The 15,047-nt window shown below is 68.5% G+C and carries 11 protein-coding genes; 5 read left to right on the top strand and 6 right to left on the bottom strand.

Annotated features, from left to right (window positions below; all coding sequences use genetic code 11):
* Nucleotides 1-852 carry an ABC transporter permease gene (locus tag AB3K92_RS06890; protein WP_060228862.1) on the bottom strand — a complete coding sequence of 284 codons (852 nt, stop codon included), beginning with the start codon at nucleotides 850-852 and terminating at the stop codon, nucleotides 1-3.
* Between the two features lie 162 nt (nucleotides 853-1,014).
* On the opposite strand from AB3K92_RS06890, the gene AB3K92_RS06895 reads away from it, so the two are divergent.
* Nucleotides 1,015-1,911, top strand: coding sequence for a LysR substrate-binding domain-containing protein (locus AB3K92_RS06895; protein WP_369464716.1), 897 nt, complete (start codon nucleotides 1,015-1,017; stop codon nucleotides 1,909-1,911).
* 81 nt (nucleotides 1,912-1,992) lie between these two features.
* Here AB3K92_RS06895 and AB3K92_RS06900 read toward each other — a convergent pair whose 3' ends face one another.
* Nucleotides 1,993-3,672, bottom strand: coding sequence for an alkaline phosphatase family protein (locus AB3K92_RS06900; RefSeq protein ID WP_059590921.1), 1,680 nt, complete (start codon nucleotides 3,670-3,672; stop codon nucleotides 1,993-1,995).
* Nucleotides 3,673-3,983: 311 nt separating this feature from the next.
* On the opposite strand from AB3K92_RS06900, the gene AB3K92_RS06905 reads away from it, so the two are divergent.
* Entirely contained in the window at nucleotides 3,984-4,208 is a 225-nt protein-coding gene (locus AB3K92_RS06905) for a hypothetical protein (protein WP_027790361.1), read from the top strand.
* 59 nt (nucleotides 4,209-4,267) lie between these two features.
* On the opposite strand, the gene AB3K92_RS06910 is transcribed toward AB3K92_RS06905, so the two are convergent.
* Together AB3K92_RS06910 and AB3K92_RS06915 are read right to left on the bottom strand one after the other, a co-directional pair.
* The gene (locus AB3K92_RS06910; RefSeq protein ID WP_369464717.1) at nucleotides 4,268-8,071 is read right to left on the bottom strand and encodes a DUF748 domain-containing protein; all 3,804 of its coding nucleotides are present in this window, start codon (nucleotides 8,069-8,071) and stop codon (nucleotides 4,268-4,270) included.
* A 147-nt stretch (nucleotides 8,072-8,218) separates the two neighbouring features.
* Nucleotides 8,219-9,655: a DUF1254 domain-containing protein gene (locus AB3K92_RS06915; protein WP_369464718.1), complete on the bottom strand. Its 1,437-nt coding sequence runs from the start codon at nucleotides 9,653-9,655 to the stop codon at nucleotides 8,219-8,221.
* Nucleotides 9,656-9,976: 321 nt separating this feature from the next.
* Between AB3K92_RS06915 and AB3K92_RS06920 the strand changes: the two genes are divergently transcribed.
* From AB3K92_RS06920 to AB3K92_RS06930, 3 genes are all read left to right on the top strand, one after another.
* On the top strand, nucleotides 9,977-10,111 hold the full coding sequence (locus tag AB3K92_RS06920) for a toxin-antitoxin system, toxin component (RefSeq protein ID WP_369464719.1): 135 nt from the start codon (nucleotides 9,977-9,979) through the stop codon (nucleotides 10,109-10,111).
* On the top strand, nucleotides 10,108-10,431 hold the full coding sequence (locus tag AB3K92_RS06925) for a type II toxin-antitoxin system HicB family antitoxin (RefSeq protein WP_060303370.1): 324 nt from the start codon (nucleotides 10,108-10,110) through the stop codon (nucleotides 10,429-10,431). Before AB3K92_RS06920 ends, AB3K92_RS06925 begins: the two co-directional genes overlap by 4 nt.
* Before the next feature lie 183 nt (nucleotides 10,432-10,614).
* Nucleotides 10,615-13,695 carry a heavy metal translocating P-type ATPase gene (locus tag AB3K92_RS06930; RefSeq protein ID WP_369464720.1) on the top strand — a complete coding sequence of 1,027 codons (3,081 nt, stop codon included), beginning with the start codon at nucleotides 10,615-10,617 and terminating at the stop codon, nucleotides 13,693-13,695.
* A gap of 388 nt (nucleotides 13,696-14,083) precedes the next feature.
* On the opposite strand, the gene AB3K92_RS06935 is transcribed toward AB3K92_RS06930, so the two are convergent.
* Together AB3K92_RS06935 and AB3K92_RS06940 are read right to left on the bottom strand one after the other, a co-directional pair.
* Nucleotides 14,084-14,563: a GNAT family N-acetyltransferase gene (locus tag AB3K92_RS06935; protein WP_060279703.1), complete on the bottom strand. Its 480-nt coding sequence runs from the start codon at nucleotides 14,561-14,563 to the stop codon at nucleotides 14,084-14,086.
* 181 nt (nucleotides 14,564-14,744) lie between these two features.
* The gene (locus tag AB3K92_RS06940; RefSeq protein ID WP_006481665.1) at nucleotides 14,745-14,900 is read right to left on the bottom strand and encodes a hypothetical protein; all 156 of its coding nucleotides are present in this window, start codon (nucleotides 14,898-14,900) and stop codon (nucleotides 14,745-14,747) included.
* Nucleotides 14,901-15,047 lie beyond the last annotated feature (147 nt).

Genomic DNA, 15,047 nt, shown 5'->3' on the forward strand with positions numbered 1-15,047 from the left:
TCACTTCAAACGTTGCACGGTGCCGACGGAGACGAGCGTCGCGAGCACGGCGAGCACGAGCAGCACGACGGTGGCCGCGCACGCCATCCCTGTCGCGCCGTAGAACGCCTGCAGCAACACGATCGGATAATTCCGGTAGCGAAAGCCGGCGATCAGGTTCGAGATCTGGAATTCGCCGATCGACAGCGCGGCCACCATCACGAGGCCGGAAAACAGGCTGTGCCGCAGGTTCGGCAGGACGATCGTGACGAACTGGCGCAGCGGCGTCGCGCCGAGCGTCGCCGCGCAGGCCTCGAGCCGCGCGAGGCCGAGGTGACGCAGGTCGCCGAGCAGCGTCTGCAGCAGATACGGCAACGTCAGCACCGCGTGCGCCGCGATCATCAGCGGCAACGTGCCGAGCCACGGCAGCGTGTCGCCGCTGAAGATCGCGATGTAGCCGAAGCCGAGTGTCAGCGCCGGCACGGCAACCGGCATCAGCATCACGACGCGCGTCGCGAACCCGCCGCCGGCCTGCGCGCGGTGGTGCAGCGCGTACGCGAGCGGCAGGCCGATCGCCGCGTTGAGCGCACAGCACGCCAGCGCGACGATGAAGCTCGTGCCGAACGCGCGGGTGAAGCTCCGGTTCGCGGCCAGATCGGCAAACCAGTGCCCGGTGACACCGGTGGGCAGCAACGTGTTCGTCCACGATTCACCCACGGCGCCGATCAGCAGCAACGCGATCGGCAGCAGCAGGTAGAGCGCGAACACCGCGAGCAGCGCCTGCAGCAACAGGCGGCCGACACGCGGATGCGCCGGTCTGTTAAGACGAATCGGAACACCGTCGGCCAATGCCGGGGCGGTTGACGGATGCATGAACACACTCGCTGACGATCGGGGAAAACATCGCACAACGCCCGCCGGACGTGGTCCACATGCGTTGTCGAAGCCGGCGCAGTGTGCGGTTTCGACATGGCATCGTCATGAAAAAAACGTAAAAAGCGCGCATCGATCTGTGCAAGGACGGAACAGCCCGCCATGAAGCACCTGTATCCGAACGTGGCGGAGCTGCATGCATTCGCCACTTCCGCGAAGTACCTGAACTTCTCCTACGCGGCCCGCGAACTGGGCCTGACGCCGAGCGCGGTCAGCCGCCAGATTGCGAACCTCGAGGCACTGTTCGGCGTGAAGCTGTTCGTGCGCGAGGGGCGCGGCCTCGCGCTCACGCGGGCGGGCCAGGTGTATCACGCGCGCGTCGTCGGGCCGTTGCGCGAAATCGGCAACGCGTCGATCGAACTGCTGAGCGCACGCGAGAACAGCGACCTGCTGACGATCGCGAGCGTGCCGACGTTCACGACCAAGTGGCTGCTGCCGCGGCTCACGCGCTTTCTCGCCACGGCGCCGGATGTCACGCTGAGTTTTCGTCGCCATCTCGCGCCCGGCGACGTGTTTCCGTTCGGGCTCGACGCGGCGATCCGCTACGGCGACGGGGGATGGGAAGGCGTGCGAAGCGACTATCTGGGCGGACGGACGTTCGTGCCGGTCTGCTCGCGCGAATTCGCCGACCGGCATGCGCTGCAGGCGCCCGCCGATGTCGTGGCCGCACCGCGCCTCGTGCACGAGCAGGCGGAGATCGCATGGTCCGCATGGGCGGAGCGTCACCGCGCGTCGCAGATGAACGCGCTGGCCGGGCCGCGCTTCGAGCAGTATTCGGTGCTGATCCAGGCCGCACAGGCCGGGCTCGGGATCGCCCTCGTGCCGCGCTTCCTGATTCTCGACAATCTCGCGGCCGGCACGCTGGTCGAGCCGTTCGACGCGCCGGTCGACGTGGACGCGCAGGGACACTACCTCTGCTACGCGCCGGAGCGTCTCGACACGAGCGATGCGTTGAGGCGGTTCAGGAACTGGATGCTGGAAGAATCGGCGCGCGCGTAGGTCGGAAACGGCGCGCGCCGCCGCACGGCCGCGCGCGCCCTGTGCCGGACGCCGCCCGACGGCGGCATCCGGCACGCTGCATCAGCGACCGATACCGAGCCCCGGCAGCACGCCGGTATTCTCGGCCACCACCGCATGCAGCAGGCGCGGGTCGGCACCGAGCAGCCCGAGGATCGTCGGCGCGACCTGCTTCGTGCCGACCGTGTCGCTCACCGTGCGCGCGCGATGCAGGCCCGGATACGACACGAGCAGGCCGAGGTGGCTGTCATCCGGCGCGTTGCCGCCGTGCTCCTCGTCCTTCTTCGTGCTCGACGTATAGATCACGCCCGGATTCGGCTGGACGACGATGTCCGGCGTGCGGCCGTTGGCCGGATCGCCGAACCGCTCGGCGAGCGCCGCGCCGTACAGGATGTACGCCTGCGGGCCGTCCGCGCAGATCCCCGGCGCATTGCAGCCCAGGTTCGCCTTCAGCGTCTGCACGACGGCCGTGCGCTGGTTGCGGTCGCGCAGCCAGATCAGGCCGACGTCGTCGGTCTGCACGAAGCCCGTGCCGACCAGGCCCGAACCGTCGTTCAGGTTGCCCGTCTTCGTGTTGTTCTGGCCGAAGTTGCCGTTCGGGTCGAGATAGTTGTTCGCTTCGAGCAGCTTCGTCAGCGTGTCGCCGTTCTTCACGAGCTTCGTGTGATCGGTCGGCGACTGGCCATGCTTCGACGTGACGATCACCGCTGTCGACGAATACAGGTTCGCCTGCTTCAGCGCCTCGACGACATGGCCGATCGCGTTGTCGACGTACGTGATCGCGTTCGCGACCTGCCCGTTCGGCGTGAAGTTCGCATCCAGGTAGCCGCCGCCCTTCGTCACCACCGCTTTCTGCGCGACGCTCAGCGTCTGGAAATCGGCGCCGAACAGCGTCGGCACCGGCGCGCGCTTCGTGCCCGTCGAGTCGCGGCCGTTGATCTGGTTGATCAGCGCCTGCACGTGCAGGTTGTCGAATTGCGCGGTATGCGAATAGACGTCCGTGTAGTCCGTCTGCGTCGCCGGGTCGATCGAGTTGATCTCGGTGCGCGCGAGATCGTCGACGCCGGTGCCCGACGGCCCGTTCAGCCAGTCATAGCCCCATGCGTGCTTGTCGGCCCACGCGGTGGTCGCGTTCGGGATGCCCGCCTTCACGGCCTCGAACACCGTGTTGGTCTTCACGTAGTTGTGCGGATAGACCGGCACGCACTTGCCGTTGACCTTCGCGTTCGGGATCGCCTGCGGATTGAATGCGCCGCCGCCGTTCAGGTGAACCAGCGCGCCGCCGTTCTCGGCGTCGATGCCGGTCGTCTCGTCGAACACGACGTTCCAGCCCTGCTTGCCCGAACAGCTCGTGTCGCCCGGCGCGTACAGGTTGCGGTCGTACGACACGTCGTAGAACAGGCCGGCCGTCTTCGGCGAGCCACCGGTCACGAGCGCGGCGAGGCCCGGAAACGAATCCGACAGGCCGGGCGTATAGGCATTCGTGTAGGTCACGCCGCTCTTCGCGAGCACCGCGATATTCGGGCACGTGTTCGCGCCGATGCAGCGCGCGAGATCCTGCTCGTGCAGGCCGTCGATGCTGATCAGCAGCACGTGCTTCACGACGCGGTTCGCGTGGCCGCGATCCTCGTCCTGACGGTTGCCGTCCTGCTGCGCCGCATGCGCGCTGGCGCCCGCGAGCGCCAGCGCGCCCGCCACCATCCCCACCCACTTCCGCTGCTTACCAAGGAAAGACATGATCACCCCACCTCATCGATTGACGTTGAACTGCGTGACTTGCCATCAGGCGCGCAAGAATATGGCTGCGCCGTGGGTCGCTCGCATGAAGCGGGGCTTTCTGTTTTCTATCAAACGTAACCAATCGCAAGTGACACGATGCGGTCGCAATCCAACGTGGCCGGGCGCACGTCGCGGACTCGCGCGCTCACCGGCAAGCACCGCCGCGGTGCATCGGCCAACCGTCCGCGGCGTCACCCGCCGCACGATTTTTTTTCCGGCTTGGCGCGCGACTATTGGCGTGTGATAAAGGGTTTTCCCTGACCCGGAGCAAGAGCATGTCGACCCTGGAAGCCCTCCGGTTCGTGCTGGACGATGCACGCACCCCCGAAATCATTCGCCACCACGTCGTCGACGCGTTGCAGTACGCGTTGCGCAACTACGGACAGGTGTTCACCGCGAAGGAAGTCGAATGGCTGGCGCAGTGGGACGACGCGCGTCTGCCGCTGGCCGCGAAAAAGGAATTGGGCAAGCGCGAGGAACCGGCGATCGCCGCGCGCTGAAGGCAGCGCGCCGCCGCGCCCGAACGGAGGAACGGGCGCAGCGGCGGCGGACGGCCTGCTTACTGCAGGCCGAAATCGACGCGGGTGGTCGCGCCCTTGTCGTCGATGCCCTTCGCATCGAGCTTCGGCGCGACGACGAACACGCGGCTCGAATCGATCTTCCCGTCGAGGTACTGGCGCACGGCCTGCGCGCGCTGCTGCGCGAGCGCACGCAGCGCGTTGTCGTCGGCCGGCGCGTGTTCGGCGAGCGCCTTCTTCATGTCGGCATCGGGCAGCGTCTTCTGCAGGCCGATCAGGTTGCGCGGCTTCTTGAAGTCGGCGGCCTTGTACGCGCGCGTCAGGTACTTGCTGTACTCGGCCGGCTCGACCTTCACCGACATCGGGTCGATGCTCTCGCCCTGCCCGATCACGTCCTTCAGCTTCTGCTGGCGCACCAGCCGCTCGACGTACGCGTCGCCGAGCCCCGACGTGTCCTTCGCCGGGTCGACGCGGCCGATCAGGTCGAGGCGGATCGACGGCTTCTCGGTCAGCATCTTCACGACGGTGTCGAGCTTCTTCTGCTGCGCGTCGTCGAGCCGGTACGAGCCCGGCGCGAATTCGACGTAGCCGAGATCCTCGCCGCCGCTGCCGAACGCATGCGCGAGCAGCGAGAACGGCGACGTGACGGCCTTCGCGATCAGGTTCAGCACCGCGCGCCAGATCAGCCCGCCGACACTGAACTCGGGGTTCGACAGCGAGCCCGACACCGGCAGGTTCACGTCGATCTGGCCGCGCGTGTTCTTCAGCAGCGAAATCGCGAGCTTCACCGGCAGCCTGGTCGCCGTATCGTTCTCCACATGGTCGCCGAACGTGAGCTGGTCGATGAAGATGTGGTTGTTCGCCTTCAGCTGGTCGTTCGCGAGCTCGTAATGCAGGTCGACGTTGAGCTTGCCCTTCGTGATCGGGTAGCCCGCGTACTTCGCCGAATACGGCGTCAGGTTGGTCAGCTCGATGTCGTGCGCGGTCGCGGTGAGGTCGAGCGCCGGTTTCTCGATCAGCGGGTTCACCGAACCCTTGATCGAGATCGGCCCGTTGCCCGCGAGGTTCGCGGCGACGTCGACCGGCGCGGACGTCGTCGAATCCGTGCCGAACGCGCCGACCGTGCCCTTGATCGCGACCAGGTTCGCCGTGTAGTTCGGCTTGATGAAGTTGTCGGTGTAGGTGACGCGGCCGTTCTGCAGCAGCAACTCGCCGAAATGCATCCGCACCGGGTTCTGCGGCGGCTGCGCGGCCTTCACGACCACCGTCGCCGACGCGGTGGCCGGCGCGGACGCCTGCTGCGCGGCGGCGGCCGATGCGGCCTGCGCGGCAGCCGGCGGCGTCACGCCCGGCGACAGCGGGACCGGTTCGCCCTTGCTCGCGTCGCGCGTGAGCGACTGCGCCGGGCCCGTCTCCTTCGCGACCACGTCCTTCAGGTTCAGCCGCCCCTGCGCATCGAGCAGCACGCGACCGTAGAAGTTCGAGAACGTCACGCGCGCCGCGTCGACGTCGGTGCCCTTCTCGTCGTAGTTCGCCTTCAGGTTCGTCAGCGCGAGCGAGCGCCAGCCCGCGAACGGGTCGGAGGTCGCCTTGTCGAGCATCCGCACGTCGACGAGCGCGACGTCGCCGCGATAGGTCGCGCGCGGGGCGTCCTTCACCTGCGCGAACGTCAGGTTGCCCTGCGCGTTGAGCAGCGCGCTGGCGATCGTCGCGTTCAGCGCGCTGCCGAAGTACGGCTCGAACGCGGCCGCGTCGAGGCGGTTGCCGTTGATCTTCAGGCCGAGCTTCAGCGGCTGCGCGGTCACGTCGCCCGTCACGTTCAGCGAGCCCTTGCGGTTCAGTGTCGCCTTCAACTGCACGGGCAGCGGCTTGCTCATGTCGTCGCTGATCTTCTGCACCGACAGTTCCAGCGGCTTGATCGCCAGCTTCACCGGGCGCGGCGTCGACAGGTCGGTGAAGTTCGCGGACGAATCCTTCACGTTCAGCGCATCGATCCGGTAATGCCACGACGGCGCGGCGGCCTCGGCCTTGCGCGCGACCGTGCGCTTCGGCACCGACGCCTGCGCGGGTTCGGCCAGTGCCGCGAGGTCGATCCTGCCGTCCTTCAGGCGCTGCACGTCGAGCGCGAGCCCGCTGGCGTCGACGCTCGCGATCTCCGCGGTGCGCGCGGCCACGTCGACCTTCGCGATCTTCGCGCTCGCGTCGGGCAGCACGATCGCGGGCGCCTTCGCGTCGGGCGTCGCGATCTTCAGCGACTTCAGGCTGACCGTGCTGTCGGCGACCTGCGCGGCGAGCGGCGTCTTGCCCCAGTCGGCCTTCGCATTGACGGTGGCGCCGAGCGTGCCGTCGAGCACGCGCGCACGCGTGGCCTCGCCGAGGTACGGCTGCAGCGCCGGCAGCGCGAGTGCGGCGACCGTCAGCTTGCTGTCGGCCTGCTTCTCCGCGAGATTGAACGTGCCTTCGGCCGTCACGTCGCCGCCGCGCGACAGCGACGTCGACAGCGTGTATTTCGCGGGGGTCTTGCCCTGCATCGAGAAGCCGTCGAGCGTCGCGGCAAGCTTCATGAGCGACAGCGCGGTCGGCGTTGCCGGCACGCGGTCGTCGACGTTGACCGTGCCGTCGTCGATCGCGAAATGGCGGATCGTCAGGTCGAGCGGCGGCGCCGCCTTCGCGACGGCTTCGACCTTTGCGCCGCTGGCGGCGGCTGCCGCAGCCGCGGAAGCGGGCGCGGCGCCCGGCGCCGCCGGCTTGCCCTCGGCGGCGTTCGATCCGGCTGCCGGCTGCGCGGCGAGCTTCTCGACGTTCAGCACGCCCTGCTTGTCGCGCGACAGGTCGACCACCGGCTGGTCGATCCGGATCTCGTCGAAGTGCAACGCGTTGCGCAGCGGCTCGAGGCTGGCCGCCGCGACATGCACGCCGCGCGCGGCGAACAGCGGCGCGGACGCGTGGTCCGTCACCTTCGCGTCGTTCAGGTCGACGGTGCCCGATACGCGCAGCGCGGGCGTATCGCCGCTCATCACGAAATCGACCTTGAGATCGCTGCTCAGCAGGCCGCTCGTCACGGCCACCGGCAGCTTCGCGGGCACGTACGAGGTCAGCTTCGGCACGTCGAGGCCGTCGAATTTCAGCGCGATTTCCGATTCGCGCGACTGCGCGAACGGCTTGGTCTTGCCGTCGATCGCAATCGGGCTGCCGTCGAAGCGCGCGCGCAGCTTCGGCTCGACGAAGATGTCGGTCTTCGATGCCAGCGTCGCGATATACGGAATGCCGAGCGTCCAGTTGTCGACGACGTGCTTTTCGTTCAGCAGGCGGTCGTCGAAATCGATCCGGCCGTTGTTGACCTGGATGTTCGACACCGAGAACTGCGTCGGCTTGCTTTCCGGTTTGGGCGACGGCGTCGAGAATTTCTCGATCAGGTCGGTGAAATTGAAGCGCTGCGCATCGTAGCGGACGATATGGAACTGCGGCGAGTCGAGGCGGATTTCATTGACGATCGGCGCGCCGCGGAACAGCGACGACCACGACGGCCGCACGACGAGCTTCGCGATGTCGATGAAGTCGCCCTGCCCGCCCTTGTCGCCGAGATGGATGCCGTCGGCCTCGAGGTTCAGCGTGTACGGGTTCAGCGCGATGCGCCGGATCGTGGCGGGGCGGTCGAGCTGCTGGCTCAGTTGCTGTTCGGCGATATGGCGGATCAGCGGCGGCGCCGCGAAGAACCCGAGCAGTCCGAATAAAACGAGAAAGATCAGCAGGCCGAGGCCGATGCGCCGGGTGCGGCGCGAGCGTGCAACGCCACCGAGGGCATGGAGGGTCGAGGGTACGGTTTCTTTGTCTGCGCTTGCCATGCTTGAATGCCTCGGGATGGGATGCCGGCCATACCGGAGAACCGGTCGGCCGCGCACGCTATCCCGAAAGTATAGGCTCAGGAGGTGACGGTACGAGGTTCGGGCGCCGTCGCGCCCGCCGGTCGGACAACGCCGCCGGCCCTCCGTTCATTTCCGGACGACGACGGGCGGCATCCACGATCCGTCGCTCGCCTGCGGCTTCGGTGCGTACAGGCGCAACGCGAGAGCGAAATCGGCGCGCGGCGCCGGCAGCCAGTTGCCCGCATGCGTGCCGCCCGGCGACGCCGACACGACGATGTCGATCGACCCGTCGTGATTGCGGCGCAGACGGTCGCGATCGCCGAGCGAGCGGCGCGCCGACCCGACGTCGGGCAGCGCGCCGTTCGTCGCATACGGCGTGAGCGTCCAGAACGCGCGAACCGGCGGCAGCGCGCCCGGCGCGAAATGCAGCACGTAGCGGTTCGCTCCGTTCAGCTGATGGCCGTCGCTGTCGACACGCACGACCGCGAGCGTTTCGTCGTCGCGCGTCGCGGTGCCGAACTGCGTGTAGGCCGCGTACGCGCGCAGCGTGTAGTCCTGGCCGTACTTGCCGGCCGTATCGCCGATCCAGCTCCAGCCGTTCGCATTCAGCAGGTTCGACGGCGGGGTCGCGAGCCGCGCGCGCGCCTCGGCGACGCCGGCCGTCGCGGCCGCGAGGCGGTCGCCCGTCCACAGCACCGGGTAACCGGCCGACACGCCGATGTCGCCGAGCAACGCCTGCGCGTGTGCGTCGTCGGCCGGCGCCGGGTTGTCCTGCAGCGCCTGCGCGAAACGCGCGAAGAACGCCTTCGGGTCGAGCGCGGCCACCTGCTCGGCCGGCGTGCCGCCGCCCACCGCCTCGGACGGCGCGCTACCCGCATGAACCGCCACCGACGCGCCGCGCGCCGCGCCCGTGTAGACGGACAGCGGCACCACGCGGATCGCGCGCTGCAGTTTCTTCACGTTCGTCAGGTCGCGCCCGCCGCTCGTCTGCAGACGGACTTCGAGCCATGCGTTGGCCGACGGGACGTCGATCCGGACCGCGCCCTTCGGCAGCGTGCCCTGCCAGTCCTTCGTGGCGAAGGCAATCGTTTGCGATCGCACACTGCCGCGTGTGCCGCGTGCAGCCACGCTCGACGACGACCACAGCACGTTCGTCCACATGTCGAGCGCACGCGCGTCCCAGTAACGGCCGCGCGTGTCGGGCAGCGTGACGATCACGGGTTCGGCGGCGACGTCGAGCCAGCCGGTCGAGTCGAGCGTGTCGACGCCCGGCAGCGGCGGATTGACCGCGCCGACGGGCGGAAGCGCCTGCGCGTGGCGCAGCGTGTTGAGCGGCGCCTGCCCCGGCCGCGCGCCGTCGCCGCCCGTCGCCGCTTCCTTCGCGACGTCCATCAGCACGAGCGGATACGCATATACATAGGAGTCGGCGACTTCCGCACGCATCCAGCCGGTTTTCCGCTGAATGGCATCCGGTTGCGACGCGCACCCCGCAAGCAACGCCGCCATGGCCAGCGACGCGCACGCGCGCCGCAGAGAAACTGATTCCTGCTGGTTTTCAATCATCGAGTACTGGCCGAATATCGTTCTTTTCAGTCAACGCCTTGTGCGACGCGCAAATGGCGAAAGCAAGGCACCCCAGCGTGCCCGGATAACCGTTTCGTGACGTTGCGTAACGGTGGGCGCTGATGTCAGGCCGGTATCATAGCGCCTACGGGCATCCCCTAATATGCCGAATAGCTGGCCGAACGCTAGCCGTATTGTCGACAAAATCGAAATAGTTCTGGCGATTTGCAACAAAACAGGGGATATCGGCACGACACACGCTCACGGCGAAACAATCTCGAGTGCAGGGGCCGGTTGGTCGATTGTCGAATGGTGTCACTAATGACGCCATTCGACATGTCTGGCGTATGGAAGATCCTCGAACTCATGAGGCGCAAGCCCGCGAACGTGCGGTTCAACGATCAGGTGCGACAGGTTCTCGACGCGATCGATCGACTGAAGGAACAGAAATCATGACTCAAGACCACTTTACGTACCGCGTAACGTGGTCCCCGGAGGACGGGGAGCACGTCGGCCTGTGCGCGGAATTCCCGTCTCTTTCGTGGCTCGACGCAACGCCGGAAGGTGCGCTGGCCGGTATTCGCCGGCTAGTCGCCGATGTCGTTCGCGACTTGACTGCAAACGGAGAAAAGGTGCCCGAGCCGATCGCCGACCGCACCTACAGCGGTGAATTCAAGGTTCGCATCCCGCCGCAGGCACACCGCGCGCTGGTGATCCAGGCCGCCGAGCAGGGCGTCAGCCTGAATCGTCTCGCGAGCGCCAAGCTCTGCGCCTGATCGCGCAGTCGAGCGCAAAGGCGCGCCCCTCCCGGATGTCGGTCAGGAATCCGGGAGATTGCTTTTCCGCGTTGTGACACCCTGTGTGCATCGGCATGCGCTGCCGCTGCTTGACCTTACCATCATGGGAACGTTGATACTGGGTCCATTCGCGGCACGAGCCGTGCATTTTGGGAATCCGACATGACTGAACCACTTGCCTCCGCAGCGCTGCACACGATCGAGCTGAGCGTCGACGGCATGCATTGCGGCGGCTGCACGGGCCGCGTGCAACGAGCGCTGGCCGCGGTGCCGGGCGTGGTCGACGCGGCGGTCGACCTCGACGCGCACGCGGCGACGGTGACTGCGCAGGAAACCGTCGACGCCGCACGACTGATCGAGGCGGTCGGCGCAGCCGGCTACGGCGCCTCCGTACGCGCACCGGTGCTCGAAACCGCCGCCGCCGCGCATGCGCATCCTGTCGAAGCATCGCCCGCGCCGATGGCCGCAGCCGCTTCGACAGCCGGCCATCCGCTTCCCGCCAACAGCACCATCGAACTCGATATCGACGGCATGACCTGCGCGTCCTGCGTGTCGCGCGTCGAGAAAGCGCTGGCGAAGGTGCCGGGCGTCACGCGCGCGTCGGTCAACCTCGCGACCGAACGGGCGACCGTCGATGTCACGGCCGACGTTTCCGCCGCACAACTGGTGGAAACCGTGAAACAGGCCGGCTACGGCGCGACCGTAACGGATGCAGGCTTCACCGCGCTCGCCCCCGCCTCGCCTGCCGCGCCCGCCAGCATCGAACTCGACATCGACGGCATGACCTGCGCGTCGTGCGTGTCGCGCGTCGAGAAAGCGCTGGCGAAGGTGCCGGGTGTCACGCGCGCGTCGGTCAACCTCGCGACCGAGCGAGCTACGGTCGATGTCGCGCCCGACGTTACCGCCGCCCAGCTCGCCGAAGCCGTCAAACAAGCCGGATACGGCGCGACGCCGGTTGCTGGCCCGGCCATCCCGCCGGTTGCGTCCACCGCCCCCGCCGACCTCGAACTCGACATCGACGGCATGACCTGCGCGTCCTGCGTCGGCCGCGTCGAAAAAGCGCTGGCCGCCGTGCCGGGCGTCGCGCGCGTTTCGGTCAACCTCGCGACCGAGCGCGCATCGGTGCACGGCGCCGGCGCCCTCGACGCCGCCACGCTGATCGCGGCCGTCACCACCGCCGGCTATCGCGCGTCGCTCGCCGACGCATCGTCAGCCGGTGCCACGGCCGGCGCCGACGCGCAACCGGCCAGCGCCACGCAGGACCCCGAAACACGCAAGCGCCTCGAAGCGATCCGCGAACGCGATCTCGTGATCTGGTCCGCGGTGCTGAGCGCGCCCCTGGTCGCGCCGATGCTCGTCGCGCCGTTCGGCATCCACCTGATGCCGAACGGCTGGGTCCAGCTCGTGCTCGCCTCGATCGTCCAGTTCGGCTTCGGCGCGCGCTTCTATCGCGCGGCCTGGCACGCGGTGAAGGCGCGCACCGGCAACATGGACCTGCTCGTCGCGCTCGGCACGTCGGCCGCGTACGGGCTGAGCCTGTGGATGCTGCTGCGCGGCACCGGTCATTCCGGCCACCTGTATTTCGAGGCGTCGGCCGTCATCGTCACGCTGGTGCGCTTCGGCAAATGGCTCGAATCGCGCGCGAAGCGCCAGACCACCGACGCGATCCGCGCGCTGAACGCGTTGCGTCCCGACCGGGCCCGCGTCGTCGAGCACGGCGTCGAACGCGACGTGCCGCTGGCGCAGGTGCGTGTCGGCACGCGCGTCAGCATCCGGCCCGGCGAGCGCGTGCCCGTCGACGGCCGGATCCTGTCGGGCCGCTCGCACGTCGACGAATCGCTGATCACCGGTGAAAGCCTGCCGGTGCCGAAGGACGACGGCGACCCCGTCACGGCCGGCTCGATCAACGGCGAAGGCGCGCTCGTCGTCGAAACCACCGCGATCGGCGCGGAGACGACGCTCGCGCGCATCATCCGCCTCGTCGAATCCGCGCAGGCCGAGAAGGCGCCGATCCAGCGGCTCGTCGATCGCGTGAGCGAGGTGTTCGTGCCCGCCATCCTCGGCATCGCCGTGCTGACGCTGGCCGGCTGGCTGATCGCCGGCGCCGGCACCGAAACCGCGATCCTCAACGCGGTCGCGGTGCTCGTCATCGCGTGCCCGTGCGCGCTCGGCCTCGCGACGCCCGCCGCGATCATGGCCGGCACGGGCGTCGCGGCGCGGCGCGGCGTGCTGATCAAGGATGCGCAGGCGCTCGAACTCGCGCAGCGCACCACCGTGATCGCGTTCGACAAGACCGGCACGCTGACCGAAGGCAAGCCGTCCGTGACGGCATTCGAAGCCGTCGGCGTGCCGCATGACGAAGCGCTCGCGCTCGCGGCGGCGGTGCAGCGTCAGAGCGACCATCCGCTCGCTCGCGCCGTGGTCGCCGCGCACGACGCCGACGTTGCCGCGCGCGGCAGTGCGGTGCCGCCGGCAAGCGCGGCCGATGCGCGCGCGGTGGCGGGACGCGGCGTGGAAGCCCGCGTCGGCGGGCAGTTGCTCGCGCTGGGCAGCACACGCTGGCGCGACGAACTCGGCATCGCCGTGCCGCCCGCGCTCGACGCCCGTGCGGCGGAACTCGAACGCGCGGGCAACACGATCTCGTGGCTGATGCGCGCCGATGCGCCGCGCGCGTTGCTCGCGCTGATCGCTTTCGGCGACACCGTGAAGCCGGGCGCCCGCGACGCGATCGCGGCACTGTCGGCGCGCGGCGTCGCGAGCGTGCTCGTGACGGGCGACAACCGTGGCAGCGCGGCAGCCGTCGCGGCGTCGCTCGGCATCGGCGAGGTGCATGCGCAGGTGCTGCCCGACGACAAGGCGCGCGTCGTCGCCGAGCTGAAGCGCACGCACGGCGGAATCGTCGCGATGGTCGGCGACGGGATCAACGATGCGCCCGCGCTTGCCGCGGCCGACGTTGGCATCGCGATGGCCACCGGCACCGACGTCGCGATGCATACAGCCGGCATCACGCTGATGCGCGGCGACCCGGCGCTCGTCGCCGATGCAATCGACATCTCCAGGCGCACGTACCGGAAGATCCAGCAGAACCTGTTCTGGGCGTTCGTCTACAACCTGGTCGGCGTGCCGCTCGCGGCGCTCGGCTGGCTGAACCCGGTGATCGCGGGCGCGGCGATGGCGTTTTCCAGCGTCAGCGTCGTGACCAATGCGTTGCTGCTGCGGCGATGGAAAGGGCGCGCGCACTGAGCGGGTGTGGGCGGCGCGTGCAGGACGGTCGAAGGGTCGAAGGGCCGTTCGGCTGTCGGTGTTTGATGGTCGGGGTCGGTTACTTGGGGCTTCGGGCTTGGGGCTCGGGGCTTGGGGCTCGGGGCTCGGGGCTCGGGGCTCGGGGCTCGGGGCTCGGGGCTCGGGGCTCGGGGCTCGGGGCGCGGGGCTCGGGGCGCGGGGCTCGGGGCTCGGGGCTCGGCGCTCGGCGCTCGGCGCTCGGCGCTCGGCGCTCGGCGCTCGGCGCTCGGCGCTCGGCGCTCGGCGCTCGGCGCTCGGCAAGCAGGAAGGATCGGGAGTGTGAATGGTGCAGGCCGCCCGCGACGTACCCGGTTGGCCGCAAGTGCCGCCTGAGCGCCTGCCAGCGGATTCAGCCCGGAATGACCGGCTTGATCAACGTCGTCGTGATCGGCGCGAAGCCGCACGCACGATACAGCGCGCGGGCCGCCGTGTTGTGATTGAACACCGACAGCCCGATCTCGGTGATGCCGTAGCGGCGCGCCTCGGCGTCGAGCGCATCGAGCGTGCGTGTAGCCCAGCCCTGGCGACGCCGGGACGGGACGATGTCGAGGTCGTAGATGAACAGGGTGCGGTTCGGCCCTTCGGGCACGATCGCGTACCAGAGGTCGCCCACCGCGTCGCCGCTGGCGGCGTCGACGAGCACGACGAGGGTCTGGCCGAAGGTCCGCAGGCCGTCAGGCAGCAGCGTGTCGAAACACGCGCGCGCCCGGCTGGCCGCGTCTTCGACAGCATTTTGTCCGGATGAGACGAGATCGCGCGCGTAGCCGTCGATGGCTCGCGTACGGTACGCGTGGAATTCACTGGCCGTCATCGGCCGCATCTGCAGCATGGCCCGGTCACCGTGAACGGATTCGGACTTCCAGTGTAGCGGGACGGTCGCGCCGGCGGGCGATGCGGCGGCGGAAAGCGGGCAAGCAGGGGCGGCGGACGTCGCGCTGGCCGCGAATCAGCGAATCAGCGAATCAGCGAATCAGCGAATCAGCGAATCAGCGAATCAGCGAATCAGCGAATCAGCGACGGTACAGGACGATCGGCACGAGGTGCGCACGGCGCACGCGCTCGGCTTCGGCACGACGCGCAGCGTACGAGTATTCGGCGTCGAGCGGCAGGTGGGGCGACACGAACAGGTCGTCGATCTTTTGCAGCAGGGCAAGGATGAAGCTCATGTGAGACTCCTGACAGATGTGGCTAGGGTTTTCCCTTAGATGGACGCTATTCTAAGGGTTTTCCCTGAACTCTGCCAGCGCACCGCATCAGTTTGCCGCATGCGCGCGGCGCCTGATCGCCGACGCGGAACCGCGATCCTTGCTCCG

Source organism: Burkholderia sp. Bmkn7, assembly GCF_041103175.1.
GTDB lineage: Bacteria > Pseudomonadota > Gammaproteobacteria > Burkholderiales > Burkholderiaceae > Burkholderia > Burkholderia cepacia.

Bases quoted from the DNA above. Each gene is read 5' to 3' on its own strand.
- AB3K92_RS06890 (WP_060228862.1), bottom strand. From the start codon at position 852: ATGCATCCGTCAACCGCCCCGGCATTGGCCGACGGTGTTCCGATTCGT.
- AB3K92_RS06895 (WP_369464716.1), top strand. From the start codon at position 1,015: ATGAAGCACCTGTATCCGAACGTGGCGGAGCTGCATGCATTCGCCACT.
- AB3K92_RS06905 (WP_027790361.1), top strand. From the start codon at position 3,984: ATGTCGACCCTGGAAGCCCTCCGGTTCGTGCTGGACGATGCACGCACC.
- AB3K92_RS06910 (WP_369464717.1), bottom strand. From the start codon at position 8,071: ATGGCAAGCGCAGACAAAGAAACCGTACCCTCGACCCTCCATGCCCTC.
- AB3K92_RS06915 (WP_369464718.1), bottom strand. From the start codon at position 9,655: ATGATTGAAAACCAGCAGGAATCAGTTTCTCTGCGGCGCGCGTGCGCG.
- AB3K92_RS06920 (WP_369464719.1), top strand. From the start codon at position 9,977: ATGACGCCATTCGACATGTCTGGCGTATGGAAGATCCTCGAACTCATG.
- AB3K92_RS06925 (WP_060303370.1), top strand. From the start codon at position 10,108: ATGACTCAAGACCACTTTACGTACCGCGTAACGTGGTCCCCGGAGGAC.
- AB3K92_RS06930 (WP_369464720.1), top strand. From the start codon at position 10,615: ATGACTGAACCACTTGCCTCCGCAGCGCTGCACACGATCGAGCTGAGC.
- AB3K92_RS06935 (WP_060279703.1), bottom strand. From the start codon at position 14,563: ATGCTGCAGATGCGGCCGATGACGGCCAGTGAATTCCACGCGTACCGT.
- AB3K92_RS06940 (WP_006481665.1), bottom strand. From the start codon at position 14,900: ATGAGCTTCATCCTTGCCCTGCTGCAAAAGATCGACGACCTGTTCGTG.